The sequence below is a fragment of the Allobranchiibius sp. CTAmp26 genome (assembly GCF_017565405.1).
GTDB lineage: Bacteria > Actinomycetota > Actinomycetes > Actinomycetales > Dermatophilaceae > Allobranchiibius.
Genome location: NZ_JAGEKR010000007.1, coordinates 122,843 through 149,469, shown reverse-complemented (window position 1 = coordinate 149,469; position 26,627 = coordinate 122,843). Strand labels below are relative to the sequence as shown.

Genomic DNA, 26,627 nt, shown 5'->3' with positions numbered 1-26,627 from the left:
GTGATGGGCCGCGGCCGGTCAGTCGATGGTGTCTCTACGTCTAAGAATGATGATTTGCCTCGGAGGGTGGTGGGGGCAGGCAATGTCCCGGGGGAGTGGGCGAGGGTCAATGTCACGTGGCCGCTAGCGGTGGTTGAGGTGACAGACACCATGGTGTCGATGCGTTTATGCGTGCTTGGCAGATTCTTTGGTGCTCGGCAGTTGGACGCCCGTTTTGACGAGCTAAGGCGGGTCTACCTGGTTCGGAGATTGCTGATGGGCGTCGGAGTCGCCTTCACCGCCGCAGACGGCAGTGACTTTTACTTCTGGAGTTTGGGCCGGTGGGAGTTGGTGCAGTTGCTGCGCCGCGCCGGCGTTCAGATCAGTGACGCGGTGGAGCCTGCAACGAAAGTGTGGCGCGGCGGGGCCTAGCGAGTTCCAAGACCCGGGGAACTACGTTGTTCGGCGCGGTGGGCTGACCTTTGCGCGGCGGACCGGTGCTTGTCCGATGTAGATACCGGGGGCCGACCAACCAAGACCGCACTGGCGGCCGCCAACAAACCGCGTTCTCCGAGAGATCGCAGGATCCAACCGAATTCCTGCGCGGGAATGACCTCGTCACTGGCCTCCAGGAGAAGCACCCCGCCGTCGACGACAGCGGGGTCGGTCGGGAAGCGGCCCGCGGTCAAGATCCACTGGAGAACTTCGATGCAACCGCCCCAACTGCGTCCGGTCACGGTGCGAGGGGGCCCCGACCATGTCCAGGGCTCCGTGGGTCGCGGTCGCCGAACTGGGTCAGTGCTGCGGGGTCGGCCCAGTCCTTGCCGATGTCTTCCGATTCGCCGGGAATACAGCGTGACCACCGCGCGAGCACTGGGCGCTCCACCATTGCCGCTCGCCACGGCTATCGTCTTGTTGGTTTGTAGCACCCTCACTTGACCCGGTTCCACCCAGTGCACTGCATGGGTCCTAAATGGGCCCGGCGCTTCGATCCGTCCCGAAGTCGATGCTGGCGAACGCCGCAGCTGTTAGGTCGTCCATTCGGCTCTGGGTCGTTCGAACGTATCGCTCGGCCGCCTGCGTAGAAGAGTCGCCGAGAAATAGTTTTACTTCCGCAACGGTCGCCCCGCGTTGTGCGAGGCGGGTCGCGCCGGTTGCTCGGAGGTCGTGGAAGTTAACCGAACGACCGACCGCGTCACGGACGGCGATCCATCCCCCAGCCGCCTTTCGAAAACGGGTCTCAGAGAGCCAGCCCCCCGAGGGTGCGGGGAACAATAACCCGTTCTGGCCGGTGATGAACGTGTGCAGGTGCTGGCTGAGGACGACGACCACTGGGTCAGGGATCCGTTGGTCGCGGATACCTGCGGCGCTCTTGGGAGGCTTCTCGTAGCGTCGCCCGCCGGCCCCAGTCCCGACAGCTCGATGTACGTGGACGACCGGAGCGGGGTTCTTGAGGTCCACGTCTGAGCGGCGTAGCGCGATGATCTCGCCGAACCGCAGCCCGCACCCCAGCGCAAGCGCCACCATGGCCCGCCACTCGGGCCGGATCGTGGCCATGATGTAGGTCAGGTCGTTGTCGTCGACGATCTCGGTCCGGGCCTTCGATCGGGAGCCGATCGAGCCGGCCCCGTCGATCTTGAACGGGTTCACTGCCCCGGCCAGCACTCCGTCGGCTGCGGTCGCGGTGCTCATGATGGCCGACCCGAGCGCGTAACACTCCCGGGTGGTCTTTGCTTTATCGTGCGGGAGCTCCTCCTCGTACCAGTGCAGAATGACACTGGGTGTCAGAACGTCAAGCGGAAGCGGACCCAGGGTCGGGAGCAAGTACTTGTTCAGCCAGATTCGATAGGCGCGTCGGGTCGAGTCTTCCAACGGTCCCGTCTTAGTCCGGCGCGTTCGTAGCCAAGTCGTGGCGAACTCCCCGAACGTGATGACGCGTTCTAGTTGGGCCAGTTCGCTCCGGGCGGCGGCGTGTTCGGCGAGTGTGGCCCAGGTCGCGCCTTCAACGTGCAGGCGTCGTTCTTCGTCTCGGAGCCAGTCGCCGGCTGCCTCCCTGCCGTAAGTGCCCGGCTCAAAGGTGTGGGGGCCGGTGATCATTTGTCCGCCCCGTCCTGACGGGTGGTCAAGCGGGACCGCGTAGCGGGCTTGCCAGCGTCCGGAGCGCATGCGCTTTATCTGCCCGAACCGACGTCGCGGACTGGTCCTGGGCATCCGACTTGCAGCGTTCATGCATCGGATCGTATGGCGTTTAGTGACCGTTTGTGGCCCATCCGAGACAGTTGGAGGTGCGGTGCATATGCCTATTTCTGCAGGTCAGAGGCATTTATGGCCACTCCTGGCCGCAAATGTCCAACAAGCCAACATGTTGGTTCGAGTCCAATCGGGGGAGCGACAAGGGCCTCTGATGTGCAGCGATGCACGTCAGAGGCCCTTTGGCATGCCTGGCGAGCTCGGTCGCGCCGCCCCGGATCAGCCGTGCGGCCAGCCGGTGTAGGCCTCGGCGAGGTACGCCGCGCCGTGCTCGGAGCCGGTGAGGGTCTCGAGCTCACCGAGCTGCCGGCGTACGTCGAACTCGCCGGCGTCGTCGGACGCATGGAGCATGGTGGTCATCCAGTACGAGAAGTGCTGGGCCTTCCACACCCGGTTCAAGGCGCGGGACGTGTAGTCGTCCAGGGCCTCACGTCGTCCCTCCACGATCACCTGCTGCAGCACCTCGGCGAGCACCCGGACGTCGGCGAGTGCCAGGTTGAGTCCCTTGGCTCCGGTCGGCGGCACCGTGTGGGCGGCGTCCCCGGCGAGCAGCAGGTTTCCGTATCGCATCGGTTCGCACACGAAGGAGCGGAAGGGCAGCACCGATTTCTCCAGGATGCGGCCCTCCTTCAGCTGGAAGCCGTCCTCGCCGGCGACCCGGGACTGCAGCTCCTCCCAGATACGGTCCGATGACCAGTCCTCGACCTGCTCGTCCGGCGGGCACTGGAAGTACATCCGCTGGATGGCGTCGGTGCGCTGGGAGATGAGGGCGAAGCCGCGCTCGGACCGGGTGTAGATCAGCTCGGGGGCCGACGGCGGCGCCTCGCACAGGATCCCGAACCAGGCGAACGGGTATTCGCGGTAGTACTGCCGGCGATCGGGGATCTCGTGCCGGGTCATGCTGCGGGAGCCGTCCGCGCCGACCAGGATGTCGCAGCGGATCTCCTGCTCGAGTCCGTCGGCGTCGGTGCACAGGATGCCGGGACGATCGCCGGTGGTGTCGACCACCCGGGTGTCGGTGACTCCGAACCGCACGTCGCCTCCGTCCCGGGCCCGTGCGTCCGCCAGATCCATGAAGACGTCGGTCTGCGGATAGAGCCAGACCGAAGATCCCACCAACTTCTCGAAGTCGATCCGGTGGCTGACGCCGTTGAAGCGCAACGCGATTCCCTCGTGCTGATACCCCTCGCGCAGGACCCGGTCGGACACGCCGGAGTCGACGAGCAGCCGCACGCTGTCCCGCTCGAGGATCCCGGCGCGGTGGGTCTGCTCGATCTCGGTGCGGGACCGGGAGTCCACCGCGACGCTGTCGACGCCGGCCCGGTGCAGGAGGTGGGCGAGCATGAGGCCGGCCGGCCCTGCCCCCACGATGCCGACCTGGGTGCGGGTCACCGGGCGCGTCATCGGGCCCCCGCGCTCACTGGTCGGTCTCCCGCAGCACCGTGGAGGCCAGCGCGAACCCGTGGTTGGCGGCGGGCACGCCGCAGTAGATCGCGGACTGAAGGATGACCTCGCCGATCTCCTCGACGCTCAGGCCGTTGGTACGCGCGGCTCGCACGTGCATCTCGAACTCGTCCCAGTGACCGCGCGCGATGAGCGCGGTGAGCGTGGCGATGCTGCGGGAGCGACGGTCCAGGCCCGGCCGGGTCCAGACGCTGCCCCACGCATAGCGGGTGATCAGCTCCTGGAAGTCCCGCGTGAAATCGTCCGTGCGGGCTTCGGCACGGTCGACGTGCGCGTCTCCGAGGACGCTGCGTCGCACCGCCATCCCGGCGTCGTAGGGGTCGTCGGTCATCGCTGTGCTCCTGTGGTGTCGGGGTCAGGCATGGTCGGGTCCGCCGCCCGGCAGCCGTGCCAGGACCGTGTCGACGAAGGTCTGGGACACGCCGAGGTACGCCGCGGGGTCGCCGTCGCCGTCGGTGCCCCGCTCGGCGAGCAGGTCGGCCGCCGCGCCAGTGGCCCGTGCCCGCATCCGGTCGACATCGACCTGCAGGCCCGCCGCGAGCTCCGCGGCTTGTGAGGCGGCGGTGACGGTGAGCTCGAGCAGTCGGCGCAGCGCCGACCACTCGCTGTGCCAGGCGCCGTCGGGGCGTTCGTCGACGGCGAGGGCAGCGGCCAGGTGCAGTTGGGCGCCGAGCTGGGGGGCCTGCATCGCGGCCGAACGGATCAGCACGCTGAGGATCGGGTTCTGCTTGTGCGGCATCGTCGAGGAGCCGCCGCGACCTGCCACGGCGGCCTCGCGCAGTTCGCCGATCTCGGGGCGGGACAAGGTGGCGACGTCGGCGCCGAGGTGCCCGAGCGCGTCGCACGTCGCGACGAGTGCGTCGCCGATGCGCGTGACCGCTCGGCGTTCGGTGTGCCACGGCAGCCCGGGCCAGGTGAGCCCCAGCTCGCCGGCGAGCGCCTCCGCCAGGGCAACAGGGTCGGCTGTCAGTTCGCCCGCGAGGGACAGAGTCCCCGCCGCGCCGCCGCACTGGACCGGCAGGGTGGCCAGGATCGCACTGATCTCGTCGGACGCCTCGAGCAGCGCGGCCAGCCATTGGGCGGCCTTGAGCCCGAACGTGATCGGCACGGCGTACTGGGTCAGGGTCCGTCCGGCCATCACGCTGCCGCGGTGCGCGTCGGCCAGCCGGGCGAGGGCCGCGCACGCCGCCCCCAGGTCGGCGCGCACCCGGGTGAGCGCGTCCGCACTCAGCAGGATCAGGGCGGTGTCGAGCACGTCCTGGCTGGTCAGTCCTCGGTGGATGACGGCGGCATCGGCCGGCGCCAGCTGCTCCCGCAGTGCCGTGAGCAGCGGCACGACCGGGTTGCCCGCTGCCTCCGTCGCGGCGCCGATCGCGGCGAGGTCGGGTGTCCAGTCGGCGCAGGAGGCGAGGATCCGGTCGGCCCGGTCCGCGTCGACGGCCCCGACGTGCGCCAGCGCCCGCACCCAGGCGAGCTCCACCCGGACCATCGCGTCGGCGACCGCGCGATCGTCGACGGTGCCGGCCGCCCGGAACGACCCCGGCGTGAGCAGCCCTTGCTCGCTCATGCCTCACCCGGGAACGTCAGGAACGGCGTCTCCAGCTCTCCCTGCAGGTGGATGTCGAAGAGCAGGCCCCCGTCGTCGTCGCGGACGGCGATCAGGCGCTCGCGAATGCGCGGCTCCAGTGATGCCAGAAAGGGACTGGACGACGCGCTCGCTTCCGGGAGGTACGCCCGGGTGAACAGCCGGTGCAGCAGCCCCCGCGCGAAGACGACGACGGCGACGAACGGCGCGGAGTCGCCGCCCGGCGCGATCGTCGTGAACGAGTACCGCCCGGCGGAGTCGGTCTGGCAGCGTCCCCAGCCGGTGAACGCCGTGCCGTCGCGCCGGATCGACCCCTCCACCGTCGGCACCGCACCGGCGCCGTCGGCCTGGCGGATCTCCAGGAGGGCGTCGGGCACCGGTGAGCCGGCGCCGTCGTAGACAGTGCCGTGCAGCCGGACTGCGCCGGTCGTCGTGGGTCGGACGAGCTCGTAGTCGCGGTCGTACGGCAGGGCGTAGGCGAAGAACGGGCCGATCGTCTGGCCCGGTGTCGGGTCGAGCTCAGGCATCGTGCTCCTCCGGGTGCTCCATCGGTGTCGAATGGCCGCCGGTCAGCACGATGTCCCACCGGTAGCCCAGTTGCCACTCGTGCTCGGACAAGTCGTGGTCGTAGGTCGCGAGGAGGCGGTCGCGCGCGGCCGGGTCGGTGATCGACTGGTAGATCGGATCCAGGTCGAAGAGCGGGTCGCCCGGGAAGTACATCTGGGTGATCAGCCGCTGGGTGAAGTCGGTGCCGAACAGCGAGAAGTGGATGTGGGCCGGGCGCCAGGCGTTGTGGTGGTTGCGCCACGGGTAGGGCCCGGGCTTGATCGTGACGAACCGGTAGACGCCGTCCGCGTCGGTCAGGCAGCGCCCGGTGCCGGTGAAGTGCGGGTCGAGCGGCGCGTGGTGCTGGTCGCGCTGGTGCACGTAGCGCCCGGCCGCATTGGCCTGCCAGATCTCCACGAGCTGGTGGCGCACCGGGCGGCCCTCGCCGTCGAGGACGCGGCCGGTGACCAGCATCCGCTCACCGATGGGTTCGCCGCGGTCCTGGATCGTCAGGTCCGCCTCCAGCGGGTCGACGTCGGAGTGGCCGAAGACCGGAGCGACCAACTCGGCGCCCTCCGGGTCGGCGGGATGCAGCGCCTTGGTCGGGTGCCGCAGCACGGAGCTGCGGTACGGCGGATAGTCGATCAGCGGCTGCGCGTCACCGTCGGTCCACGCGGCTCGGAGCTGCTCGATCTCGGCGGAGATGGTCCGCTGACTCGCCGGTGCGTTCGCCGGGGATGCGGGTGAAGTGCTCACCCTCAGGACGGTAGGGGAGTGGCGCGCGTCACGTCGAGGCTAGGCTTCCACTGAGTGAAAGGAAAAGTCGATGGCCGGCAACACCTCGACGCCGGGTGCGTCCGTCGTCTCCCGGGCGCTCGCTGTCCTGTCCGCGTTCGACGAGGACCACCGCAGCCTCTCGTTGACCCGGCTGGCACGCCGTGCCCGGCTGCCGGTGCCGACGACGTACCGGATCGCCTCCGAGCTGGTCGACGGCGGTGCGCTGACGCGTCGTACGTCGGGGGAGTACGTGATCGGCCGGCGGCTGTGGGACATCGGACTGCTCGCGCCGGTGCAGACCGGGCTGCGGCAGACCGCCTCGCCCTTCCTCACCGACCTGCACGCGGCCACCCGCGCCACCGTGCATCTGGCGATCAGGGACCGGGCCCAGGTGTTGTATCTGGAACGGATCTCCGGCAACGCCTCGGTGCCGGTCGTGAGCACCGTCGGCTCCCGCCTGCCGTTGCACTCCACGGGAGTGGGCAAGGTGTTGTTCGCGTACGCGCCCACCAATATCCAGGAGGAGGCGCTGGCGTCGCTGGCCAGGGTGACGCCGTACACCGTCACGTCGGCGGCGCAGATGCGCCGGCAGCTGGACCGCGTACGCCGCGACGGGTACGCCACGACCTCCGAGGAGATGACGCTCGGCGCCTGCTCGGCCGCGGTGCCGATCCGCGCCGCCGACGGGGAGACGGTCGTCGCCGCGCTCGGTGTGGTGGTCGCCGATCTGCGTCGGGACCGGGCACGCCTGGTGACAGCCCTGCAGGTCGCCGCGCAGGGGATCGGGCGCTCGCTGCGGGCGCCGCATCGGCGCTCGCGCGTCGACTGAGTTCAGGCCTCCGCTCAGTCCCGAGGACGGGCGACCGACCGGCGCGCCCGGGGGGAGCCCAGCGCTCGGGAGATGCTGCGACTGGCTGCCCGCAGCGCCGGCAGGAGTCCTCGCGGATCGGTGTCGACCTGCACGACCACGGAGATCGCGGCGACGACCTCGTCGTCGGCTCCACGGATCGGGCACGCGACCGACAGCGCATCCAGCGTCACCTGCCCGCGGCTCACCGCATGGTCGCCACGTCGCACGCCCGCGAGCGTGGTGCGCAAGATCGCCGGATCGCTGATGGTCCGCGTCGTCCAGGTCGTGAGCGGTCCGCTCAGCACCTGCTCCTGCACGTCCCGCGGAGCGAACGCGAGAAGGACCAGGCCCACTCCGGTGGCGTGCAGCGCGAACCGGCCGCCCACCCTGGTCAGGACCGGCACCGCGTCGCGACCGGCGATGCGTTCGATGTAGACCACCTCCAGGCCCTCGCGGACGGCGAGTTGCACGTTCTCGTGGGTGGCCTCGTACAGATCCTCGAGATAGGGCAGCGCGACCTCGCGCAGCGCGGGTCCCCGCGGCGCCAGCGCGGCTGCCTCGAAGAGCCGCAGGCCCACGCCGTACCTTCCGTCGGGAGCTCGCTCCAGTGCTCCCCACGCCGTGAGATCGGCGACGATGCGATGTGTCGTGGTGAGCGACAGGCGCGCGCGACGGCTGATGTCGGACAGCGCCAGGTGGGGGTCGTCCGCGGTGAACGCCGCGAGCACGTCCATGGTCCGGGTGCTGAGGGACCGCTGCGGTTCCATCGGTCTCCTCACTCGGTCTTCCGGCTGGCGGAAACGCTACAGCGCCCGCGGTGTGACCCAGGTCATGGTGAGGGCAGTCCCTGTTCTCGAGCTCCGGAGGTTCCCATGCCCAGTTGGCCCCGCAACCAGTGGTACGTCGCGGCGTACTCCGCCGAGGTGACCGGCGAGCTGATGGCCCGCACCATCTGTGCCGAGCCGATGGTCTTCTACCGGACCTCCGACGGGGAGGCGGTCGCGCTGGCCGACCGCTGCGTGCACCGCCGGTTCCCGCTGTCCAAGAGCCATCTCGTCGACGACAACGTCATCTGCGGCTACCACGGTTTCACCTACGACCGCACCGGCACCTGCCTCGCAGCGCCCGGCCAGAAGCGCATCCCACGCACCGCGCGGGTCCCCGCCTTCCACCTGGTCGAGCAGGACTCGCTGGTGTGGGTCTGGATCGGCGAGCAGGAACGGGCCGACGAATCGACGATTCCGCGTGCGCCGTGGCTGGACTCGCCCGAGTACACGACGGTGCGCGGGCTGGAGCCGCTGAAGGCGCGCTACGGACTCCTCGTGGACAACCTGATGGACCTCTCGCACGAGACCTACCTGCACGGCGGCTACATCGGCACCCCGGAGGTGGCCGAGACGCCGATCACGACGGAGGTGGACGACGAGGCGCAGGTGATCTACGTCAGCCGCCACATGGACGACGCGGCGTGCCCGCCGTTCTACGCCACCTCGACCGGCATCGAGGGGCGGATCACCCGGTGGCAGGACATCGAGTACCACCCGCCGTGTCTCTACCTGCTGCACAGCCGGGTCGCTCCGGTGGGGACGCCGGATCCGACGGAGGACGGACGGGACGAGCCGGCGTTCCACGTCGAGGTGGTCTACGCGATCACTCCGGAGACCGAGCACTCGACCCACGATTTCTGGATGGTGGCGCGCGACTTCGCGCTCGAGGATCAGGGCGTCTCGGACTTCCTGGCCGAGAGCAACCGCACGGTGGTGCTGCAGGACGTCGAGGCGCTGGACGTGCTCGAGGTCGTCGTCGAGGGCGAGAAGGACCACTATCAGGAGCTGTCGATCAACATCGACACAGGCGGCCTCGCCGCGCGACGCATCATCGCCAGGCAGCTCACGCAGGGCGAGGCTGTGACGGCATGACAGCCGACGTCGATCTGACACCGGCGCGCATGCTGCGCGGCGAGCACGTCTTCCGGGTGGTGTCCAAACTCAATACCGACATCCTCGTCGGCTACTGCTGGTGCGGCGAGTCGCACGAGTCGGAGGACCCGATCACGTTGTGGACCTGGCTGCTGGAGCATCCCGACGGGCATTCGTCCGGCTCGGGTGGGGGGCCCCCGACGGCCGGCCGGCCGCAGGTCCTGGAGCCGGCATGAGGAACGCGGACGGGCAGGAGGAGGCCCTTGACCTGGTGGTGGAACGCGTCGCGACGCCGGCCACCGGAGTGCTCGAAGTCATCCTGCGCCGGGCGGACGGCACGGACCTGCCGCCCTGGAGCGCCGGCGCCCACATCGACGTCGTGACGCCCGACCACGTGCGCCAGTACTCGCTGTGCGGCGACCCGGCCGACCGCACCTCGTGGACGATCGCCGTCCTGCGGGAGCCGGACGGCCGCGGCGGCTCGGCGTACCTGCACGACAGCGTCACCGCCGGCACGGACGTGCAGGTGCGAGGCCCGCGCAACCACTTCGAGTTGGCACCCGCGGCGCGCTACGTGTTCATCGCCGGCGGGATCGGCATCACCCCCCTCATCCCGATGGTGGCCGCTGCGGAGGCCGCCGGCGCGGACTGGACCCTGACCTACGGCGGACGCACGCGCGAGTCGATGGCGTACGCCGGCACACTCGTCGAGCGGTACGGCGAGCGGGTGCGCCTCGCGCCGCAGGACGAGGTCGGGCTGATCGACCTGGATGCCCTGTTGGGAGACACGGAGATCGAGGGCGCGCTCGTCTACTGCTGCGGTCCGGAGCCCCTCCTGGCCGCCGTCGAGCAGCGCTGCACCGACCGCCTTGGGACGCTGCGGACGGAGCGCTTCGCTCCGAAGGCGCTCGAACTTCAGGGCGATGCCAGCGAATTCGAGGTCGAGCTGTCCGAGTCGGGCAAGGTGTTGACCGTCCCGGCCGACAAGTCGATCCTGCAGGTGCTGGAGGAGGCCGACGTGCCGATCCTGTCGTCGTGCACCGAGGGCACCTGCGGCACCTGTGAGACCGGGGTGCTCGAGGGCGTCGTCGACCATCGTGACTCCCTGCTCACTCCGCAGGAGCAGGACGCCCACGACGTGATGTTCGTGTGCGTGTCGCGCGCGAAGTGCCCTCGGCTGGTCCTCGAACTCTGAGACTCGCTCAGTCGACGACGAGCTCGGGCTCCGGCGCGCTGACGAACGCGTGCTCGTGCTGGCGCCCGCCGATCATCACCGCCGCGATCGCCGCAGCGACCAGTGCCGCGATGCCGCAGACCAGGTAGCCGATCGAATAGGCGTGTGACAGCGCGTGGAAGGCAGTGTCCTTCAGTGGGTTCGGCGGATTCGGGATCGCGTTGGCGCCGAGCGGGCCGGAATTGACGGCACCCTTGACCGGCGGCGGCACCGGCGATGCGTTGAACTGTTCGACCGCCTTGCCCAGGGTCGGCGAGGACGCGACCTTGGCCTGGATCGCGTTGGCAGCGTTCGTCAGCGCGATGGCTCCGATGATTGCCGGGCCGAGAGTCAGGCCGAAGTCGCGCAGCATGCTCGTGGCGCCACTGGCCATCCCAGCCTTCTGGGTCGGCACGCTGTTGACGGCTACCACGGTGATGGCCGTGACCGCCGTCTTGAAGCCCGCACCGACGACCAGCAGCGGCACGGCGACCGCGGCGATGGACAGGTTGGTGGCCGGGATCGCCGCGAGCACCAGGTCGCCGATCCCGATGAGCCCCATGCCGCCGGCGAGCACCCAGCCGGGGTTGAACCGCTGCAGCATCCTGCTGCTGACCGGGAAGAGGATCACGCCCATGATGTTGAGCAGCACGAAGCCGATCGAGGTCTTGAGCGGCGTGTACTCCTGGATCGCCGACAGCCGGATGCTGGTGTCGTACGCCGTGCCGAGGTAGGCGAACATGCCGAGCACCGTCACGACCGCGGAGATGGTGAACATCCGGTTGCTGAAGAGATCGAGTTGCAGCAGCGGCTTGTCGACCCGTCGTTCCACGAGGACGAAGAGCACGAGGAACACCACGGCCACGACGAACCCGCCGATGACGGTGAGGCTTCCCCAGCCGTCCTCGGCCCCCTGGATCACGGCGTACAGCAGCGCGAAGAGCGCCACGGCGATGGTGATCTGGCCGGGCCAGTCCAGCGAGCGGCCCTCCGGCGCCAAGGAGTTCTGGGCGACCGCCACCGTGATCGCGACGCTCAGCGCGGCGAGGATCGCCATCGCGAGGAAGGCGTAGCGCCAGCTGGCCTCCGGGCTGCCGGAGTGGTGGATCCGGGCCAGGACGCCGCCGATCACGGGGGACATGAACCCACCCGCGGTGAGTGCGGCTGCCCAGATCGAGATGGAGTGGGCGCGGTCGCGCACGGTGTGGGTGCCCGCCGCGATCATCGCCACCGACGTGGGGAAGATCGCCGCGGCGCCGAGCCCGGCGATGACCTGACCGGTCAGCAGGATGCCGACGCCTCCGGACGGGGTGACGAAGGCGATGAGCCCGCCCACGACCACCAGGGCCGCACCCGTGGCGAGCAGCCGCTTGCGGCCGAACAGGTCGCCGACCACCCCGAAGGTCAGCTCGAACAGCGTCACCGGGACGAGGAACGCGTCGGACACCCAGGTCAGCTGGGTGGACGTCGTGCCGAGGTCCTTGTTGATGTAGCCGTTGATGACCGCGGGGATGCTCAGCCCGATCTGGGCGACGAAACAGGCGAAGACCGAGGCGAGCAGCGTGCCGCTCGTCAACGTCGGAAGGCCGCCACGGGGCTCCGATGCTGCGGATGTAGTCATCGGGCGAGCAAAGCACAAGGACACCCGATATGTACAGGTTTCCTGATCAATTTGTCGGAGCCCGACGCCGTACGCTGGACGCTCAGTCGACGGGCGTGTCCTCGTGCAGAGCCTGTCGGCACAGCTCGAGCGTGTGGCGCAGCGCCGTCGCCTCGGCGGCGCTTGCCTGCCCGAGCATGCGCTCCTCGAGCGCGGTGACCTGTGGCCGCATCCGATCCAGGACGAGCCGGCCGCGGCGGGTGAGGGCCATCACCAGGCGCCGCCGGTCGCGGGGGTCGCGGTGCCGTTCGATCAGTTCCCGGTCGAGCAGGGTGCTCACCATGTCGGCCGTGCTCTGGGCGGTCACGAACGAGAGCCGGGCCAGGTGTGCCGCGGTGAGGTCGGGGTGACGTTCGAGCACGGTGAGCGCCGTGTACTGCAGCGCCGTGAGCCCCTCGGGTCGGGCGAGGTCGTCCAGTGCGGAACGGACCGACAGCTCGACCTGCTTCATCAGATAGAGCAGGGTCGGCGGCGCCGTCCGCGGGGCGCTGTCGCCTCGCGCCCCCTCGTTCTCCATGAGCGCCATGTTAGGGAGCGTCAGCGCAGCCCCAGGACGTGGGCGGCGTTGTCCTTGAGGATGCCGGAGTGGTGGGCCGGATCGATGCCTAGGTCCTCGAAGTCGGTGAGCCACCGCTCCGGCGCGATCAGGGGGTAGTCGCTGCCGAAGAGCACCTTGCGGCGCAGCAGTCCGCCGGCGGCCCGCACCAGCTCGGGTGGGAAGTACTTCGGCCGCCATCCGGACAGGTCGATGTAGACGTTGGCCTTGTGGGTCGCCATCGAGATCGCCTCGGCCTGCCAGGGCACGGACGGGTGCGCCAGGATCACCGTCAGCCCGGGGAAGTCGGCCGCCACGTCGTCGAGCAGCAGCGGGTTAGAGTAGCGCAGCTTGATCCCGCGCCCGCCCGGGAGTCCGGCACCGATCCCGTTCTGCCCGGTGTGGAAGAGCGCCGGCACGCCGAGCTGCTCCAGCGCTCCCCAGAGTGGCTGGAACACCGGGTCGTCGGGGGAGAAGGCCTGCAGGCTCGGGTGGAACTTGAACCCGCGAACGCCGTACTCGCGCACGAGGTGGCGCGCCCGTTCGACTGCCGCCGCTCCCTGGTGCGGGTCCACCGAGCCGAACGGCACGAGCACGTCGGCGTGCTCGGCCGCGGCCTCGGCGATCTCCTCGCTCGAGATCGCGGGGTGGCCGGTAGCCGTGGTCGCGTCGACGGTGAAGACGACGGCCGCCATCCCGGCGTCTCGGTAGCGGCGTGCCAGGTCCTGCACCGAGGGGGTGCGGCTCTCGCCGGCCTTGAAGTACGCCGCGGACGCGTCGAGCAGCTCGTCGTCCAGGGCGAAGTGGCCGTGACCGTCGGACTCGACGTGCACGTGGACGTCGAGCGCGGTGATCGCGTCCAGGTCGATGGCGGGCTCGTAGCGGGTCATCGGGTGGTCTCTCTCAGTCGGGATTTGATCAGTTTGCCGGAGGCGTTGTGCGGCAGTTCGTCCAGGAAGACGACCGTTGCGGGCCGCTTGTACCGGGCGAGCCGCCCGTCCAGATGGGCGAGGACGTCGGCTTGCGACAGCTGCGCGCCCGGGCGGGTCACCACGAACGCGCGCCCGACCTCGCCCCACCTCTCGTCGGGCACCCCGACGACCGCGCACTCGGCGACCTGCGGGTGCTCGTGCAGCGCCTGCTCGACCTCGGCCGGGTAGACGTTCTCGCCGCCGGAGATGTACATGTCCTTGATCCGGTCGACGATGCGCAGGTAACCCTCCTGGTCCGCCGTGGCGACGTCGCCCGTGTGCAGCCACTCGTCGGTGAACGCCGCCTGCGTGGCCTGCGGATCCTGCCAGTAGCCGGGGCTCACGTTCGGTCCGCTCACGAGCACCTCGCCGGGTTCACCCGCGGGCACGTCGTCGTCACCGACGACCACCCGCACGTCGGCGAAGAAGCATGCGGTGCCCGCGGTCCCGAGTTTGCGGACGCCGTCCGCGGCCCGGAGCATCGTGGCACCCGGGGAGGCCTCGGTCAGGCCGTAGCCCTGCACGATCATCAGTCCTCGGTCCAGCCAGGTGTGCAGCAACGACTCCGGGATCGGGGCCCCGCCGCTGAGCGCCAGGTGCAGGCTGGCCAGGTCCGCCTCACGGAAACGCGGCGCCGACGCCAGCGCGAGGTACATGGAGGTCACCCCGAACAGCAGTGTCACGCGCTCGCGTTCGATCGTGTCGATCGCCGCGACGGGGTCGAAACGGGCCTCGAGCAACGCCGTCCCACCCTTGAGGATCGTCGGGAAGAGGACCTGGTTGAGCGCTGCCGTGTGGAAGAGCGGCGCGGTCACGAGGGCCACCTCGTCACTGCCGAGGTCGATGTCGACCAGCAGGTTGTAGACGTTCCACACGACGTTCCCGTGGGTCAGCATCACACCTTTCGGGCGACCGCTGGTGCCGGAGGTGTACTGGATCATGAAGAGGTCGTCGAGGGCGATGACCTCGTCGATCTCACCGGCGTCCGGGCCGCGCAGCGCGTCGAGGCCGCCGCCGCCGTTGCGCGCGAACGGCACGACGTCCAGGGCGAGTTCGCCGATCTCCGGTGCGGCGACCCCAGCGGCGAGCGCGTCCTCGACCAGCAGCAGTCGGGCTCCGCTGTGGCTCAGCACGTAGGCCAGCTCCGGGGTCGCCAGCCGGGTGTTCACCGGCACGAAGACACCGCCCAGCTTCGCGGTGGCGAACATCGCGAGGACCATCTCGACGCTGTTGAGGCCGAGGAACGCCACCCGGTCACCGCGGGTGATCCCGCGGTCCGACAGGCCGTGCGCAAGGCGGGTGCTCGCCCGGTGCAACTCGGCGTACGTCGCGGCGCGGCCGTCCTGGACGAGCGCGGGTCGGTCGGGGGTCATCCGGGCGCGCCGCCCGGTCCACGAGCCCAGGCCCTGGTCCTTCACGGCGTGTCCTCCCCGACGGCGGTCAGGCCCAGGCGCTCCTTGGTGGCGAGCAGCTCCCGCAGGCCCCGGTCGCGCCGGGCGCGTACCTCCCGCTCGTGTCCGCCGAGTTCCTCGGTCACGCCGGCGACCAGCTGCGCGGTCAGCTCCGGTGTGAGTTCGGGGTCCCCGAGGTCGGCCCACCAGTCGACCATCGGCGGTCCGAGATGTGCCAGCACGTGCGCCAGCCCTTCCGGACCGCCCGAGAGATGCTGGGTGGCGATCGGGCCGAGCAGCGCCCACCGCAGGCCCGGGCCCGACGCGACCGCACGGTCCAGGTCGGCCACGGAGATCGCGCCGCGGCGTACGAGGTCGTAGGCCTCCCGCCAGAGCGCCGCCTGCAGCCGGTTCACCACGTGGCCGGGCAGCTCGGCGCGCACGTGCACGGGGCTGCGCCCGAGCGCACGCATCGCGGTCATCGTGGCGTCCACCGTCTCGGGTGAGGTGAGCCGGCCGCCCACCACCTCCACCAGCGGCACCAGGTGGGGCGGGTTGAACGGGTGCGCGACCACCACCCGCTCGGGGTGCCGGCAGGCGTCCTGGAATGCGGACGGGCCGATGCCCGAGGAGCTGCTCGCGAGGACGACGTCCGACGCGGTGGCTTCGTCGAGCGCTGCGAACAGCTCGCGCTTCATCTCCACCCGCTCCGGGCCGCACTCGATGACGAACGCCGCGACCGCGGCCGCGGCGGCCGGGTCGGTGGCGAAGTGCAGGCGGTCGAGCGCCTCGGGCGCGCCGTCCAGTTCGGTGAGGTGGTCCGCGACCGCCGCGCACAACGCATCCTCCGCGCCGGGTGCGGGGTCGGCGGCGTGCACGACGAGGCCGCGTGACAGCGCGAGCGCGGCCCAGCTGCCGCCGATCGCGCCCGCTCCGATGACGGCGACGGGGGACAGGTCGCTCCTCATCGGGCCCCCTCCGGTGCCAGGGCGATGAACGGATCCAGCGATGCCGGGTCGGCGAGCGCGTCCCGGCTCACCACCTGCGACGGCTCCACCCCTTGCAGGATCCGCTTGACCGGCAGCTCGAGCTTCTTGCCGGTGAGGTTGCGCGGGATCGCGGGGACGCCGACGACGCGATCGGGCACATGCCGGGGCGACAGCGACGTCCGCAGTGCGGTGCGCAGGATCGCGATCAGGGCGTCGTCCACTTCGATGCCCGCGGACGGGGTGACGAACAGGATCAGCTCGCCGTTGCCGCCCTGGGGATCCTCGAGGTGCACGACGAGGCTGTCGGCGACGCCCGGCAGCTCCTCGACCACGCGGTAGAACTCGGCGGTGCCCAGACGCACCCCGCCGCGGTTGAGCGTGGCGTCGCTGCGACCGGTGACGACGCAGCTGCCGTCGGGCTCGAAGACGATCCAGTCGCCGTGCTGCCACACGCCGGGGAATCGGTCGAAATACGTTGCCCGGAGCCGCGATCCGTCCACGTCGCCCCACAGGCCCACCGGCATCGACGGCATCGGCGAGGTCACCACGAGCTCACCCGGCTCGCCGGTCACCTCGGTGCCCGCGTCGTCGTACGCATGGACGTCGACCGCGAGCGCCCGCCCGGAGATCATCCCCGCGCGCACCGGCAGCAGCGGGTTGTTCTGCACCAGCCCGCTGCACACGTCGGTGCCTCCGCTGCCGACGTTGAGCTGCACCCGCGGACCGAGCTGGTCGCCGATCCAGGCGTAGCCCTCCGGCGGGAGCGGCGACCCCGCGGAGCCGACCACCCGGATCCGCAGGTCGAGCCCGCGCAGGTCGACCCCGGCGGACCGGCACGCCATGATGAAACCGGGGCTCGCTCCCATGAGCGTGGCCCCGGCCTCCTGCGCCAGTTGCCACTGCCACCTCAGGTCGGGGTGCGCCGGGTCGCCGTCGATCGTGACGATGCCGGCGCCGACGAGCAGGCCGGACACCAGCGCGTTCCACATCATCCAGGCGGTCGTCGAGTACCACTGGATGACATCGCCGCGACGCAGGTCCCAGGACAGCGCGTGGTTCTTGAGGTGCTCCAGGACGATTCCCCCGTGGCCGTGCACGATCGCCTTGGGCCGGCCCGTCGTGCCGGAGGAGAACAGCACCACCAACGGGTGATCGAACGGCACCGGCACCACCTGAGTGAGCGGCTCGGCGGCGGCGAGGGACGCCGGCCAGGAGGTCGCGCCGTCGACCCGCCAGGCGCCGTACTCGATGTCGACGACGTGCCGCACCGTCGGCAGGTCCGCGGTGATCGCGTCCAGCTCGTCGCGGCGGTCGACGTCCTTGGTGCCGTAGCGGTATCCGCCCGCGGCGAAGAGGACGACCGGCTCGATCTGCCCGAACCGGTCGACCACGCTGCGCGGGCCGAACTCGATCGCGCAGCTGGACCACACGGCGCCCAGGGCGGCGGTCGCGAGGAAGGCGACCACGGCCTCCGGGCAGTTGGGCAGATAACCGGCGACCCGATCGCCGGGGCCCACGCCCAGGTCGGTGAGGACCCGTGCGGCGCGAGCGACCTGGTCGCGCAACTCGCCCCACGTCAGGTCGTGGTCCGCGCGCGTCTGGGACCGGCCGCGGATCGCCACCGCGGAGTCCTTCGCTCCGGCGCCGCGCAGCGCGTGCTCGGTGTAGTTGAGCAGCGACCCGGTGAACCATCGCGCACCGGGCATCACACGATCGGCGAGGACCGACGTGCGCGCGCCGTGGTCGTGGACCTCGAAGAACTCCCAGACCGCGGACCAGAAGTCCTCGAGATCCGCCACGGACCACCGCCACAGGGCATCGTGGTCCCGCAGGTCGACGTCGCGGTGCGTGCCCAGCCACGCGAGGAAGCGGCCGACCTCGCTGGTCTGCAGGATGTCGGCCGGCGGCTGCCACAGCACGTCGCCGGTGCGCACGCTCATCGGTCGGTCACCTTCGCGGCGCGGCCCTGCAGGAAGTCCTGCATCCGGCCCTTCGCATCGTCGGTGCCCTGCGCGATCGCGGCCATCATGGCTTCCATGAGATAGCCCTCGTGGCGGCCCGATTCGGCGATACGGGGGAGTGCCTGGATGACGGCGTAGTTGCTCTGCGGTGCGTTGTCGGCGATCCGGGCGGCGAGGCGCAGCGCCTCGTCGAGACCGGCGCCGTCCTCGACGACGTATTGGGACAGGCCGACCGCCGCACCCTCCTGCGCGTCGTACCGGCGACCGGTGAGCATCAGGTCGGCCATCCGCGCCACGCCGATGAGCCGCGGCAGGCGGACGGAGGCACCGCCACCGACGAAGAGGCCGCGCATGCCCTCGGGCAGCGCGTAGAAGGTGGAGCGTTCGGCGACGCGCAGATGGGTCGCAGCGGCGAGTTCGAGGCCGCCGCCGACGACGGCGCCCTTGAGCGCGCACACGACCGGCACCGGACCGAACTCGATCAACTCGAACGCGCGGTGCCACATCCGCGAGTGCCGCACGCCGGCGATCGTGTCGCGTTCGGCCATCTCCGACAGGTCGAGTCCCGCGCTGAAGTGGTCGCCCTCGGCCGCGATGACCACGCACGCGACATCCTCGGGAACGTTGCTGAAGAACCGTTCGATTCCCAGCACCGTCGCGTCGTCCAGCGCGTTGCGCTTGGCCGGTCGATTGAGGGTGAGGACGGCGACCTTCCCATGCCGGGAGAGGACCAGCGAGGGCGGCAGATCGGGCGGTGTCTGGTCCGGCACGGGCGCCTCCAGGGTGAATGGCCAATCGGCAGGTTTCCTGACGATTAGACCAGATAAGAGCGCTCTCGACAATGGCGAACGTCGGTGCGCACGAACGCGCTGGCCCGGGTCGCGTGTGGGTGGTCGATACGATCGGACCGGTCGGCACCCGCGGGTTCCAGCGGCTGTTCGCGTCCGGATCGGAAGGGGTGCTGCGTGCGTTCGACACCGATCGACGAGCGCGGCGACGGTCGCCTCAGCCGGGCCGTCACCGTCCTCGAGGCGTTCCGGGTGGAGGACCACGGCGTCCGGTACGTGGAGTTGCAACGCCGCACGGGCCTGCCCAAGTCGACCCTGCACCGCCTGCTCGCGGAACTGCTGGAGTTGCGACTGATCGACCAGCACGACGGCCTCTACCACCTCGGCGGCAGACTCTTCGAGCTCGGCATGCGCGCCTCGATCGAGCGAGGGCTCATCGAGGTCGCCACCCCGTTCCTGGAGGACCTCTACGAACGCACCCACGAGACGGTGCACCTGGGGGTCCGCGAGGGCCTCGAGGTCGTCTATGTGGCGAAGCTCGGTGGTCACCGCCAGGCGCGGTCACCGTCTCGACTCGGTGGCCGAATGCCGTTGCACGCGACCGCGATCGGCAAAGCCCTTCTCGCGCATGCGCCCACCGACGTACGGCAGCGATCTGTTCGCCCTGCAGGACGCCGCCGACGACCTGGTCCGACCACTGCAGGACCGCCCGGTCCGGGTCGACCGCGACACCCTCACGCTGGGGTACGCCGGGGTCTACTCCAGCTTCCTTCGGCACGCAGAGACCGCCTCGCAGCGGTACGGCGTGGACGTCCGCTCGATCCTCACCGAGGTCGGTGCCCGCAAGCTCGTCGGCGGCCAGGAGGACATGATCACCGACATCGCCCTCGACCTGGTCGCGGCGGGCCAGCGCGCCGCAGGATAGCGAGACGTTGCAGCAGCACGCTTCGTTCCGGTGAAGGACCGCGTGGCTAGGGTGAACCTGCGATGAGATCCGGTGAGCGCGAGCGGATACCGCCGCCACTGCTGAAGCGGCGCCTGCCGTCGGGCCGCGGCGCGATGCTGCAGCCCAACGTCACCCACGACGGCGACGCGGCGCTGACCCTGCGGTTCTGGGGCGCCATCGTCCTCACCGGTGTGCTGACCGGTCTGATCGGCGACCTGCTGATGGCGCTGCTGCGCGGGGTGTCGCGAATCGCATTCGGCGCGAGGGATTTCGGCGACTTCGCCGCGAAGGTCGCCGCCGCGAGTCCCTGGCACCGGCTGCTGCCGCTGCTGGTCGCCGGGGTCATCGCCGGGGTCGGGTGGTACCTGCTGCGCCGCTTCACGCCCGGCCGCAAGTCCGAGGTCGACGACGTGCTCTGGACCGGAGAGGGTCGTCTGTCGGTACGCCGCAGCCTCGGTACGTCGGTGCTCTCGGAGATCGTCGTCGGGCTCGGTGCGTCCCTCGGCCGCGAGGCGGCGCCCAAGCTGATGGGCGCGGTGTCGGGCAACGTGGTCGCCGGGTGGTTCGGGCTCACCCCGGCACAGCTGCGCCTGCTGGTGGCCTGCGGCGCCGGTGCGGGATTCGCGTGCGTCTACAACGTGCCGCTCGGTGGTGCGCTCTTCACCGCCGAGGTGTTGGTGGGCGCGGTCAATCTGCCGATCGTGCTGCCGGCCCTGACCTGCGCGGGGGTGGCCACGGTCACGGCGTGGGTGGGCCTGCCGGACCACGCGACGTACCTGGGCATCCCACAGTTCGCGTACGACCCGCGGCTGCTGGTCTGGGCTCTGCTGCTCGGGCCTGTCGTCGGGGTCCTCGCCGCGGGGTACGTGCGGCTGATCGGGATCGTGTCGCACTATCGCGTCACCGGGCGATGGATGCTCATCGCCCCGCTCGCGGCGTTCGCCGTGCTCGGTGTGCTGGCGCTGCGCTATCCACTGCTCTACGGAAACGGTTCCGACATCGCCCGCCTCGGGCTCGTCGGTGGTGGATCGCTCGCCTTGTTCGTCGCGCTCGCGGTGCTCAAGCCGCTGGTGACGTTGCTGTGCCTGGGCAGCGGGGCGTCGGGTGGTCTGTTCACCCCCGTTCTCAGTACGGGGGCCGCCCTGGGTGCCGCGCTCGGCATCCTGTGGAGCGACCTGTGGCCCGGATCGCCGGTCGGTGCGTACGCGCTGATCGGCGCGGCCGCGATGGTCGGCGCGGGGATGCAGGCTCCCCTCGCCGCGCTGGCGCTGCTGCTCGAACTCACGCACGGCGGATTCGGGCTGATGGTGCCGATGATCGTCGCCACGGTCATCGCGACGGCGGTCACCCGCTGGATCGACGGGTACTCGATCTACTCCGCGCGGCTCACCGCCCCGGCCCGGGTCTAGTGCGCACCTGCTCCGGGCCGACGTCGGCTTTCGGCGCAATGGGGCTTGCATGTCGAACGCAGGTAAAACGTCGGCTTCGCGCGGCGTCCTAAGCCAATAGCGATCGATATTGTTCTCGGGCGGATATTTCTTGGAGAAAGTCCGCGTGCTGCGGACCCGAAACGGACAGTGGGACACGTCCTATCCGACGTGTCCCACTGCTCACCGTTCGCAACAGAGACCGGCAGCGCCCGGCGGCGCATTCATGTAGCGGCGATCAGGCGCGGGGCCGCGTGCGCAACTCGTCGCGGATCTGCACCAGCAGGTCGAGCTCGGTCGGGTCGGCTTCGATCTCGACGCCGCCCTTGCGGCGGCTCTTAGCCAGCTCGGTCGCCTTGTTGTAGGGCACGACGACGAAGAAGTAGACCACCGCCGCCAGGAGGACGAAGCCGATGAGCGCGGTGAGGAAGTCGCCGATGTGGATCCCGTGCGGCGTGTAAGACGAGAAACTGGGGGAGCCGCCGATCTTCCCGACGATGTCCATGATCACGACGACCAATGCAGCGACTACTTTGGCGAAGGCAGTGGCGATGACGAAAGCGACGGCGAGTTCGACGAGATTCCCGCGCATGATGAAGTCTTTGAAACCCTGCATGTCAGTCCCCTTTATCCGGATGGACGATTCCTGCATGAATCCGTCATCGACGATATCGCCACACGAGTCACGGGGGCAACAAGAACTTTCCCTGCGCTATTGATCCCCGACCCCACCTCGAGGAGTCCGCGGAGGGATGGCCGACGGTCCTGGCGACACGGTGCGCCGACGCCCACGGGGCGGTGTCGATCCTGGACGGACCATTGACGTCCTACACATTGTGGTGCAGAGTTCTGACGTCAGACGTCTGATGTCAGGAGACCCGATGCTTGCTCGTACTCATGCCCTCGCCGTACCGATGGTCGCCGCCGTAACGCTCGGCGCCGGCTTGGTCAGTGCCGGCCCCGCGCACGCGGACGGATTCGGCGCATCCGCGCCCGGGGAGGCGAGCGGCGCGCCCGCCCTGCGCCTGACCGATCTGGCGGTCCGGGGCCAGGGCGGTTACCCGCAGTACCGGATCCCGGCGCTCACCTCCACGACCAAGGGCACACTGCTCGCGGCGTACGACGGGCGTCCCACGATCGCCGATCTGCCGAGCCACATCACCATCCTGGTGCGGCGCAGCACCGATCAAGGCCGCACCTGGACCCAGCAGCAGATCGTCCGGCAGGCGCCCGCGCCCGCCGGATTCGGCGACCCCAGCCTGCTGGTCGACCACGAGACCGGACGGATCTTCGTGTTCTACGCCGCGGGCGTCAACCAGGGCTTCGGCGGCAGTGGGACGGGCAACAGCGAGACCGACCCGAACATCTTGCAGACCGACTACAGCTACTCCGACGACGACGGCCTCACCTGGACCTCCCGCCGGATCACCTCTCAGATCAAGAACCCGGCCTGGTCCGGACTGTTCGCGGCGTCCGGCCAGGGCATCCAGCTGCGGCACGGCCCGTACGCCGGCCGGCTCCTGCAGCAGTACCTCGTGCGCATCTCCGGGCAGAACTACGCGGCCACCGCGTACAGCGACGACCACGGCGCCACCTGGAAGATGGGGCGTCCGGTGGGTCCGGGCATGGACGAGAACAAGACGGTCGAGCTGTCGGACGGCAGCGTCATGCTGAACTCACGCGCCACGCCGCGCCGTCTGGTGGCCATCTCTCACGACGGCGGCGTCACCTACTCCACCCCGCAGGCGGATCCGGCGCTGGTCGACCCCGCGGACAACGGCTCGATCATCCGGGTCTCTCCGGACGCTCCGCGTAGCGACCCCCGTTCGCGGCAACTGCTCTTCGTCAACAACGACGACCCCACGCTGCGGCGCAACCTCACGGTCCGGATGTCCTGCGACAGCGGGCGCACCTGGCCGGTCTCCCGCGTGGTCGACCCCGACAGCGCCGGCTACTCCACGCTGACCCGCCAGAGCAACGGCCGGTTCGGGCTGCTCTACGAGCGCGACGGCTATCAGAAGATCACCTACACCTCCTTCGGCCTGGACTGGTTGAAGGGGGTGTGCGCGCCGATCTCGGTGAAGGCGCCGGACTCGGTCAGGGCGGGCACTGCGGGCACCGTCACCGCGACGGTGACCGACCAGCAGGCCTCGGCACTCGCCAAAGGCACCCTGCGGGTGAGCGGTCCCACCGGGTGGGACGTCACCCAGGTGTCCGTGCCCCGCATCCAGCCGGGGCGCCCTGCCCGCGTCAACGTCGGGTTCCGGGTGCCGCGGACCGCGTTCGGCGACCAGGACCTGACGTTCGCCTACACCAGTGCGGGCCGGCGCTCCAGCACGATCACCACGCTGCACGTGCAGGCGGCACCGTCGGCGCCCGCGCGGCCGAAGCTCGACGGCACCGTCGTCCTGGACCACCTCGACGCCGGGGGAGCGCCGGGGCTGCCGGGCGATGTCGTCTCGTACGCGATCCGGGTGCGCAACTCGGGCAACACCACGGCGAACGACGTCACCCTCACCGGAGGTCTGGATGGGCTCGGAGTGTGCCACTACTCGGCGCTCACCCCCGGCCAGAGCTACAAGTGCACGGCCACCCACACCCTGACGGCGGCGGACGTCGCGAACGGCTTCGCGCCGCAGGTGCGGGTGACCGGCACGACACCGGACGGGTCCTCGACCTCGACACGGGTCGGGGTCGAGCCCTGGTCGGACCCGGCCACGAGCTGAGGGTCTCTTACCCGCGAGGTTGCCCCGGGCGGTCCGCACCGCCCGGGGCAACCTCGATGTCACCCACCCGACCGCTCGCTCCGGGCGCGGGAAAGTGACCACAGCGCCGATAACCCACCCGGGCGAGGGCGCCGGGCGCAGGAAAGTGACCGCAGGACCAACAACCCACCCGGGCGAGGGCGCCGGGCGCCCGGCGCGGGAAAGTGACCGCAGCGCCGATAACTCACCCGGGCGTCGTACGTCGCTGCAGGGAAGTGACCGCAGGACCAGCAACCCACCCGGGCGTCGTACGCCGCTGCAGGCAAGTGACCGCAGGGCCAGCAACCCAGCCGAGCGTCGTACGCCGCTGCAGGAAAGTGACCGCAGCGCCGATAACCCACGCAGGTGACGCCCGGCAGCGCGAGCCGACCGCAGTGTTCCTCCTCCAGGCCGCCTGCAAACCGGCAACGCTGCAGGAAAGTGACCGCAGTGCGCATATCCGATGCGCGGCGGTCCGAGCAGCGTGATTCAGCGAGCGCGCTCCGGTCGAAGCCGCCTGGAGGCCGGCGTCAGGGAAGGAGTGCGCCCACACCCTCAGGAGTGGGGCGCGGCACCACCGAGGCTGCGGGTGAGATCGGCTGCCGCGGCGCGCGAGGCGTCCTGCAGCGAGGTCAGCTGTTCGGTGTCCACCCGGTAGCGCGGCGCGGAGATCAGGATCGCTGCGATGACGTCGCCGCGGTGGTCGTGCACGCCCGTTGCGATGCCGACCTCGTCCGGCATCGTGTCGCCCAGGTTCACGCATGTCCCGTCGCGGTCGAGCCGGGAGAGCCATTCGTAGCGTTCGGCGGATCCGGGGAACCGAGCGAGGAACTCCGCGCGGGTGACCGGGGTCAGCGCGGCCAGGAAGATGCGCACCGAGGAGTTCTCTGCCGTCTCGTAGCGGGTCCCGAGCTCGGCCGAGTGCTTGACCGGATGGGCGGACGGGACCTGCTCCACGGTCACCGCGCCCTGGCCGTCCCACAGCACCAACGAGCTGGTCTCACCGATGGACGCGCTGAGCGCGGTGAGCACGGGGAGGGCGGCGCGGCGTACGTCGAGGTGGGCGAGCAACGACCCGGTGACGCTGAGCAGCCCCAGACCGAGGCGGTACTTCTTGGAGAGCGCGTCCTGCTCGACGAGGTTCTCCGCCTCCAGGGTGCCCATCATCCGGGAGACGGACGACTTGTGCAGCCCGATCTCCTCGGCGATCTCGACGACTCCCAGCACCGGCCGGCCCGGTCGGAAGCAGCGCAGGATCGCCATCGCTGTGGCGATGGGCGACGAACCGCGGGGCGGGGTGGTCATCACGGGGCTCCTTCGGACGCAGGCGACGGTGGGCCCGCCGTACGGGCCCACCGTCGCATCACCGCGTGTCCCGCGGTCAGCCGGGGATGATGTTGTGCTCCGGGCCGAACGGGAATCTGGTGATGTTCTCCGCGCCGGTGTCGCCCACCACGAGGATGTCGTGCTCGCGGTATCCGCCCGCGCCCGGCTGGCCGTCGAGCACGGTGATCATCGGCTCCATGGAGACGACCATCCCCGGTTCGAGGACCGTGTCGATGTCCTCGCGCAGCTCCAGCCCCGCCTCGCGGCCGTAGTAGTGCGAGAGCACACCGAAGGAGTGCCCGTACCCGAAGGTGCGGTTGGGCAGCAACCCGTAGCTGATGTAGATCTCGTTCAGCTCGGCTGCGATGTCCTTGCAGACCGCACCGGGCTTGATGAGCTCGAGCCCGGCACGGTGCACCTCGACGTTGATGTTCCACAGCTCCAGCGAGCGGGCATCGGGCTCGCCGAGGAAGAGGGTGCGCTCCAGGGCCGTGTAGTAACCCGAGGACATCGGGAAGCAGTTGAGGGACAGGATGTCGCCCGACTGGAGCCGCCGGGTGGTCGGCCAGTTGTGCGCGCCGTCGGTGTTGATGCCGGACTGGAACCACACCCAGGTGTCGCGGATCTCGCTGTCGGGGAAGGTGCGGGCGATCTCGCGGACCATCGCGTCCGTGCCGGCGAGCGCGATCTCGTACTCGGTCGCGCCCACGGCGATGGCGCTGCGGATCGCCTCTCCACCGAGGTCGCCGATGCGTGCACCGTGCTTGATGACCTCGATCTCCTCGGCCGATTTGATCATCCGTTGACGCATGGCGGCCCCGGACACGTCGACCAGCTCGGCGCCCTCCAGCGCCGCGGCGATCCGCTGCCGCTGGCTGACGGGGAGCGAGTCGTCCTCGACGCCGATCCGGCGGGGGGTGATGCCACGGGTGCGCAGCGCCTCGCTGATCGCGAAGAAGTAGTTGTCGCGCTTCCAGTCGGTGTAGACGACGTTCTCGCCGTACGAGCGCCGCCACGGCATCCCGGCATCGATGTTCGCAGTGACGGTCACCGTGTCGGTCGGTGTCACGACCATGGCGTACGAGCGGCCGAAGGAGGTGAAGAGGAAGTCGCTGTAGTACTTGATGGAGTGGTAGCTGGTCAGGACCGCGGCATCGAGCCGCAGCTCCTGCATGATCGTGCGCAGATTCGTGATGCGCTGCTCCAACTCGGCGTCCGAGAAGGTCAGGGCGACCTTGTCGCCGTTGTGCAAGACCTTCAGGCGCTCCAGATCCGTGACGGACTGGATGTTGGTGGTCGTCATCGT

The 26,627-nt window shown here is 70.0% G+C and carries 26 protein-coding genes and 1 pseudogene; 9 read left to right on the top strand and 18 right to left on the bottom strand.

Going from position 1 to position 26,627, the window contains the following annotated elements; translation table 11 throughout:
• Positions 1-138 precede the first annotated feature (138 nt).
• Positions 139-411: a hypothetical protein gene (locus J4030_RS05620; protein ID WP_208048227.1), complete on the top strand. Its 273-nt coding sequence runs from the start codon at positions 139-141 to the stop codon at positions 409-411.
• On the opposite strand, the gene J4030_RS17850 is transcribed toward J4030_RS05620, so the two are convergent.
• The 7 genes from J4030_RS17850 to pcaH form a co-directional block, all read right to left on the bottom strand.
• On the bottom strand, positions 408-716 hold the full coding sequence (locus tag J4030_RS17850; RefSeq protein WP_307864578.1) for a hypothetical protein: 309 nt from the start codon (positions 714-716) through the stop codon (positions 408-410). The genes J4030_RS05620 and J4030_RS17850 overlap by 4 nt on opposite strands.
• Positions 717-948: 232 nt before the next feature.
• On the bottom strand, positions 949-2,076 hold the full coding sequence (locus tag J4030_RS05610) for a site-specific integrase (protein ID WP_208048226.1): 1,128 nt from the start codon (positions 2,074-2,076) through the stop codon (positions 949-951).
• 372 nt (positions 2,077-2,448) lie between these two features.
• Positions 2,449-3,633: a 4-hydroxybenzoate 3-monooxygenase gene (locus tag J4030_RS05605; protein WP_208048225.1), complete on the bottom strand. Its 1,185-nt coding sequence runs from the start codon at positions 3,631-3,633 to the stop codon at positions 2,449-2,451.
• Positions 3,634-3,646: 13 nt separating this feature from the next.
• The gene (gene pcaC, locus J4030_RS05600) at positions 3,647-4,024 is read right to left on the bottom strand and encodes a 4-carboxymuconolactone decarboxylase (protein ID WP_208048224.1); all 378 of its coding nucleotides are present in this window, start codon (positions 4,022-4,024) and stop codon (positions 3,647-3,649) included.
• A gap of 24 nt (positions 4,025-4,048) precedes the next feature.
• Positions 4,049-5,260, bottom strand: coding sequence for a lyase family protein (locus J4030_RS05595; RefSeq protein ID WP_208048223.1), 1,212 nt, complete (start codon positions 5,258-5,260; stop codon positions 4,049-4,051).
• Entirely contained in the window at positions 5,257-5,805 is a 549-nt protein-coding gene (gene pcaG, locus J4030_RS05590; protein WP_208048222.1) for a protocatechuate 3,4-dioxygenase subunit alpha, read from the bottom strand. Before pcaG ends, J4030_RS05595 begins: the two co-directional genes overlap by 4 nt.
• Positions 5,798-6,580, bottom strand: coding sequence for a protocatechuate 3,4-dioxygenase subunit beta (gene pcaH / locus J4030_RS05585; RefSeq protein WP_307864577.1), 783 nt, complete (start codon positions 6,578-6,580; stop codon positions 5,798-5,800). Before pcaH ends, pcaG begins: the two co-directional genes overlap by 8 nt.
• 70 nt (positions 6,581-6,650) lie before the next feature.
• Between pcaH and J4030_RS05580 the strand changes: the two genes are divergently transcribed.
• Positions 6,651-7,430 (top strand): IclR family transcriptional regulator, encoded by a 780-nt coding sequence (locus J4030_RS05580; RefSeq protein ID WP_208048221.1) that lies wholly within the window; start codon positions 6,651-6,653, stop codon positions 7,428-7,430.
• Positions 7,431-7,444: 14 nt separating this feature from the next.
• Here the strand turns inward: J4030_RS05580 and J4030_RS05575 are convergent, their stop codons facing one another.
• On the bottom strand, positions 7,445-8,218 hold the full coding sequence (locus J4030_RS05575; RefSeq protein ID WP_208048220.1) for an IclR family transcriptional regulator: 774 nt from the start codon (positions 8,216-8,218) through the stop codon (positions 7,445-7,447).
• 105 nt (positions 8,219-8,323) lie between these two features.
• Here J4030_RS05575 and J4030_RS05570 point away from each other — a divergent pair, with 105 nt between their 5' ends.
• Genes J4030_RS05570 through J4030_RS05560 form a run of 3 tightly spaced genes read left to right on the top strand, consistent with a single transcriptional unit; the run spans position 8,324 to position 10,565 of the window.
• Positions 8,324-9,370: an aromatic ring-hydroxylating dioxygenase subunit alpha gene (locus tag J4030_RS05570; protein ID WP_208048219.1), complete on the top strand. Its 1,047-nt coding sequence runs from the start codon at positions 8,324-8,326 to the stop codon at positions 9,368-9,370.
• On the top strand, positions 9,367-9,606 hold the full coding sequence (locus tag J4030_RS05565) for a hypothetical protein (protein ID WP_208048218.1): 240 nt from the start codon (positions 9,367-9,369) through the stop codon (positions 9,604-9,606). The genes J4030_RS05570 and J4030_RS05565 overlap by 4 nt, the downstream gene beginning before the upstream one ends.
• On the top strand, positions 9,603-10,565 hold the full coding sequence (locus J4030_RS05560) for a PDR/VanB family oxidoreductase (RefSeq protein WP_208048217.1): 963 nt from the start codon (positions 9,603-9,605) through the stop codon (positions 10,563-10,565). Before J4030_RS05565 ends, J4030_RS05560 begins: the two co-directional genes overlap by 4 nt.
• A 7-nt stretch (positions 10,566-10,572) precedes the next feature.
• Here J4030_RS05560 and J4030_RS05555 read toward each other — a convergent pair whose 3' ends face one another.
• The 7 genes from J4030_RS05555 to J4030_RS05525 form a co-directional block, all read right to left on the bottom strand.
• Positions 10,573-12,204, bottom strand: a complete 1,632-nt coding sequence (locus tag J4030_RS05555; protein WP_208048216.1) for an MFS transporter — start codon at positions 12,202-12,204, stop codon at positions 10,573-10,575.
• An 82-nt stretch (positions 12,205-12,286) separates the two neighbouring features.
• Positions 12,287-12,760 (bottom strand): MarR family winged helix-turn-helix transcriptional regulator, encoded by a 474-nt coding sequence (locus J4030_RS05550; protein WP_208048215.1) that lies wholly within the window; start codon positions 12,758-12,760, stop codon positions 12,287-12,289.
• Positions 12,761-12,780: 20 nt separating this feature from the next.
• Positions 12,781-13,647, bottom strand: coding sequence for an amidohydrolase family protein (locus J4030_RS05545; RefSeq protein WP_307864579.1), 867 nt, complete (start codon positions 13,645-13,647; stop codon positions 12,781-12,783).
• A 17-nt stretch (positions 13,648-13,664) separates the two neighbouring features.
• Complete coding sequence (locus J4030_RS05540) at positions 13,665-15,167, bottom strand: long-chain fatty acid--CoA ligase (RefSeq protein ID WP_208048213.1); 1,503 nt, start codon at positions 15,165-15,167, stop codon at positions 13,665-13,667.
• Positions 15,164-16,108: a 3-hydroxyacyl-CoA dehydrogenase NAD-binding domain-containing protein gene (locus J4030_RS05535; RefSeq protein ID WP_208048212.1), complete on the bottom strand. Its 945-nt coding sequence runs from the start codon at positions 16,106-16,108 to the stop codon at positions 15,164-15,166. Before J4030_RS05535 ends, J4030_RS05540 begins: the two co-directional genes overlap by 4 nt.
• A complete protein-coding gene (locus J4030_RS05530) occupies positions 16,105-18,069 on the bottom strand; it encodes an acetoacetate--CoA ligase (protein ID WP_208048211.1) in 1,965 nt (654 codons plus the stop codon). The genes J4030_RS05535 and J4030_RS05530 overlap by 4 nt, the downstream gene beginning before the upstream one ends.
• Positions 18,066-18,860 (bottom strand): crotonase/enoyl-CoA hydratase family protein, encoded by a 795-nt coding sequence (locus tag J4030_RS05525; protein ID WP_307864576.1) that lies wholly within the window; start codon positions 18,858-18,860, stop codon positions 18,066-18,068. The genes J4030_RS05530 and J4030_RS05525 overlap by 4 nt, the downstream gene beginning before the upstream one ends.
• Positions 18,861-18,944: 84 nt before the next feature.
• Here J4030_RS05525 and J4030_RS18650 point away from each other — a divergent pair.
• The 3 genes and pseudogenes from J4030_RS18650 to J4030_RS05510 form a co-directional block, all read left to right on the top strand.
• Positions 18,945-19,487, top strand: a pseudogene (locus tag J4030_RS18650) (IclR family transcriptional regulator); the annotation flags it as partial.
• Between the two features lie 19 nt (positions 19,488-19,506).
• Positions 19,507-19,803 (top strand): hypothetical protein, encoded by a 297-nt coding sequence (locus tag J4030_RS05515; RefSeq protein ID WP_243762908.1) that lies wholly within the window; start codon positions 19,507-19,509, stop codon positions 19,801-19,803.
• Positions 19,804-19,865: 62 nt separating this feature from the next.
• Complete coding sequence (locus tag J4030_RS05510) at positions 19,866-21,233, top strand: chloride channel protein (RefSeq protein ID WP_208048209.1); 1,368 nt, start codon at positions 19,866-19,868, stop codon at positions 21,231-21,233.
• 256 nt (positions 21,234-21,489) lie between these two features.
• On the opposite strand, the gene J4030_RS05505 is transcribed toward J4030_RS05510, so the two are convergent.
• A complete protein-coding gene (locus J4030_RS05505; RefSeq protein ID WP_208048208.1) occupies positions 21,490-21,867 on the bottom strand; it encodes an MscL family protein in 378 nt (125 codons plus the stop codon).
• 265 nt (positions 21,868-22,132) lie between these two features.
• Between J4030_RS05505 and J4030_RS05500 the strand changes: the two genes are divergently transcribed.
• Entirely contained in the window at positions 22,133-23,977 is a 1,845-nt protein-coding gene (locus J4030_RS05500) for an exo-alpha-sialidase (RefSeq protein ID WP_208048207.1), read from the top strand.
• A gap of 573 nt (positions 23,978-24,550) precedes the next feature.
• On the opposite strand, the gene J4030_RS05495 is transcribed toward J4030_RS05500, so the two are convergent.
• Together J4030_RS05495 and J4030_RS05490 are read right to left on the bottom strand one after the other, a co-directional pair.
• Complete coding sequence (locus tag J4030_RS05495) at positions 24,551-25,300, bottom strand: IclR family transcriptional regulator (RefSeq protein ID WP_208048206.1); 750 nt, start codon at positions 25,298-25,300, stop codon at positions 24,551-24,553.
• Positions 25,301-25,376: 76 nt separating this feature from the next.
• Positions 25,377-26,624, bottom strand: a complete 1,248-nt coding sequence (locus J4030_RS05490) for an aminopeptidase P family protein (RefSeq protein ID WP_208048205.1) — start codon at positions 26,622-26,624, stop codon at positions 25,377-25,379.
• Positions 26,625-26,627: the final 3 nt, after the last annotated feature.

Bases quoted from the DNA above. Each gene is read 5' to 3' on its own strand.
- J4030_RS05610 (WP_208048226.1), bottom strand. From the start codon at position 2,076: ATGATCACCGGCCCCCACACCTTTGAGCCGGGCACTTACGGCAGGGAG.
- J4030_RS05605 (WP_208048225.1), bottom strand. From the start codon at position 3,633: ATGACGCGCCCGGTGACCCGCACCCAGGTCGGCATCGTGGGGGCAGGG.
- pcaC (WP_208048224.1), bottom strand. From the start codon at position 4,024: ATGACCGACGACCCCTACGACGCCGGGATGGCGGTGCGACGCAGCGTC.
- J4030_RS05595 (WP_208048223.1), bottom strand. From the start codon at position 5,260: ATGAGCGAGCAAGGGCTGCTCACGCCGGGGTCGTTCCGGGCGGCCGGC.
- pcaG (WP_208048222.1), bottom strand. From the start codon at position 5,805: ATGCCTGAGCTCGACCCGACACCGGGCCAGACGATCGGCCCGTTCTTC.
- J4030_RS05580 (WP_208048221.1), top strand. From the start codon at position 6,651: ATGGCCGGCAACACCTCGACGCCGGGTGCGTCCGTCGTCTCCCGGGCG.
- J4030_RS05575 (WP_208048220.1), bottom strand. From the start codon at position 8,218: ATGGAACCGCAGCGGTCCCTCAGCACCCGGACCATGGACGTGCTCGCG.
- J4030_RS05570 (WP_208048219.1), top strand. From the start codon at position 8,324: ATGCCCAGTTGGCCCCGCAACCAGTGGTACGTCGCGGCGTACTCCGCC.
- J4030_RS05565 (WP_208048218.1), top strand. From the start codon at position 9,367: ATGACAGCCGACGTCGATCTGACACCGGCGCGCATGCTGCGCGGCGAG.
- J4030_RS05560 (WP_208048217.1), top strand. From the start codon at position 9,603: ATGAGGAACGCGGACGGGCAGGAGGAGGCCCTTGACCTGGTGGTGGAA.
- J4030_RS05555 (WP_208048216.1), bottom strand. From the start codon at position 12,204: ATGACTACATCCGCAGCATCGGAGCCCCGTGGCGGCCTTCCGACGTTG.
- J4030_RS05550 (WP_208048215.1), bottom strand. From the start codon at position 12,760: ATGGAGAACGAGGGGGCGCGAGGCGACAGCGCCCCGCGGACGGCGCCG.
- J4030_RS05535 (WP_208048212.1), bottom strand. From the start codon at position 16,108: ATGAGGAGCGACCTGTCCCCCGTCGCCGTCATCGGAGCGGGCGCGATC.
- J4030_RS05530 (WP_208048211.1), bottom strand. From the start codon at position 18,069: ATGAGCGTGCGCACCGGCGACGTGCTGTGGCAGCCGCCGGCCGACATC.
- J4030_RS05515 (WP_243762908.1), top strand. From the start codon at position 19,507: ATGCGCCCACCGACGTACGGCAGCGATCTGTTCGCCCTGCAGGACGCC.
- J4030_RS05510 (WP_208048209.1), top strand. From the start codon at position 19,866: ATGAGATCCGGTGAGCGCGAGCGGATACCGCCGCCACTGCTGAAGCGG.
- J4030_RS05505 (WP_208048208.1), bottom strand. From the start codon at position 21,867: ATGCAGGGTTTCAAAGACTTCATCATGCGCGGGAATCTCGTCGAACTC.
- J4030_RS05500 (WP_208048207.1), top strand. From the start codon at position 22,133: ATGCTTGCTCGTACTCATGCCCTCGCCGTACCGATGGTCGCCGCCGTA.
- J4030_RS05495 (WP_208048206.1), bottom strand. From the start codon at position 25,300: ATGACCACCCCGCCCCGCGGTTCGTCGCCCATCGCCACAGCGATGGCG.
- J4030_RS05490 (WP_208048205.1), bottom strand. From the start codon at position 26,624: ATGACGACCACCAACATCCAGTCCGTCACGGATCTGGAGCGCCTGAAG.